2 protein-coding genes and 1 pseudogene are annotated in these 1,219 nt (G+C 69.2%); all 3 read left to right on the top strand.

Features of this window, described 5'->3' with window-relative positions:
* A pseudogene (locus tag JMF90_RS37775) lies at window positions 1-239 on the top strand (GTP 3',8-cyclase MoaA); the annotation flags it as partial.
* Between the two features lie 47 nt (window positions 240-286).
* On the top strand, window positions 287-859 hold the full coding sequence (locus JMF90_RS37770; protein WP_034175503.1) for a molybdenum cofactor biosynthesis protein MoaE: 573 nt from the start codon (window positions 287-289) through the stop codon (window positions 857-859).
* A gap of 52 nt (window positions 860-911) precedes the next feature.
* Entirely contained in the window at window positions 912-1,169 is a 258-nt protein-coding gene (gene moaD, locus JMF90_RS37765; RefSeq protein WP_006498429.1) for a molybdopterin converting factor subunit 1, read from the top strand.
* The last annotated feature ends 50 nt before the right edge of the window (window positions 1,170-1,219 follow it).

Here is a 1,219-nt window from a genome sequence, read left to right as displayed (position 1 = left end):
CCTGCTCGCGCGCCCGCGTGTCAGCCGACGGCCGGCTTTATACGTGCCTGTTCGCGACGCAAGGCACCGACCTGCGGCCGTGGCTCGACGACGCCGCGTCGACCGCCGACCTCGCCGCCGCCGTGCGCGCACGCTGGACGCAGCGCGACGACCGCTATTCCGAGCGCCGGGCCGCACGGCCGGCCCGCGCGCCGGGCAAGACCTATCCGACCGTGCGCATGTCGCTCGTCGGCGGCTGACGGGCCGCCCCGCGATACAGGATGCGCCGCCCACTGGAGAACCTGTCATGACGACCTTCACCGAATCCCGCGCCGGGCTGCCGGACGATCCGCCGCGTGCCGGCAGCGCCCCGCCGCACGTCGACGCGACCGACCCGCACCCCGAATCGGCGCCCGCGATCGCCGCCGGCTTCGAAGTGCGCGTGCAGCATGCGCCGATCGACGCGGGCGCGGAGCTTGCACCGATCGTTCGCAATCCGAATGTCGGTGCGGTCGTGAATTTTCTCGGGGTCGTGCGCAAGGAAGGCGACGTCGACGACGTCGTCGCGCTGGAAGTCGAGCACTACCCGACGATGACCGAACAGGCGCTATGGAGCATCGTCGAGGAGGCCACCGCGCGCTGGCGGCTCGAGGCGGTCAGGATCGTGCACCGCGTCGGACGCATTCCGCTCGGCCAGCCGGTCGTGCTGGTCGTGGTGGCCGCCGCGCATCGCGCGTCCGCGTTCGATGCGTGCGAATTCCTGATGGATTTCCTGAAGACCCACGCGCCGTTCTGGAAGAAGGAGATCCGGCACGACGGCGAATCCGGCTGGGTCGAGGCGAAGGCGCATGACGACCAGGCGATGCGGCGCTGGGGCTGATTGCGCTCGCTTCGTGTTTTCCGATTCCGCCGCTCCTGCTCGAGACATTCCAATGAAACTGACGATCAAATACTTCGCGAGCATTCGCGAACAACTGGCGCTCGATGAAGAAACCGTCGAAATCGATGCCCGCGAACTCACCGTCGACGCGCTGCGCGGCACGCTGGCCGCGCGCGACGCGCGCAGCGCGGACGCGTTGCGGATGGACCGCCCAGTGCGGGCGGCCGTGAACCTCGAAATGGTGACCGGGGAATTCGTCGTGCGGGAGGACAGCGAGGTCGCATTCTTTCCGCCGGTGACGGGGGGATGACACCACACCGCGCCCCGCCCGTTCCGATGTCGATCCGTCATGCCGTGCCC

The organism is Burkholderia sp. E168m23, assembly GCF_016586125.1.
GTDB classification, from domain to species: Bacteria; Pseudomonadota; Gammaproteobacteria; order Burkholderiales; family Burkholderiaceae; genus Burkholderia; species Burkholderia orbicola.
The sequence above is the reverse complement of the archived record's forward strand: the minus strand, read 5'-3'. Positions and strand labels throughout refer to the sequence as shown.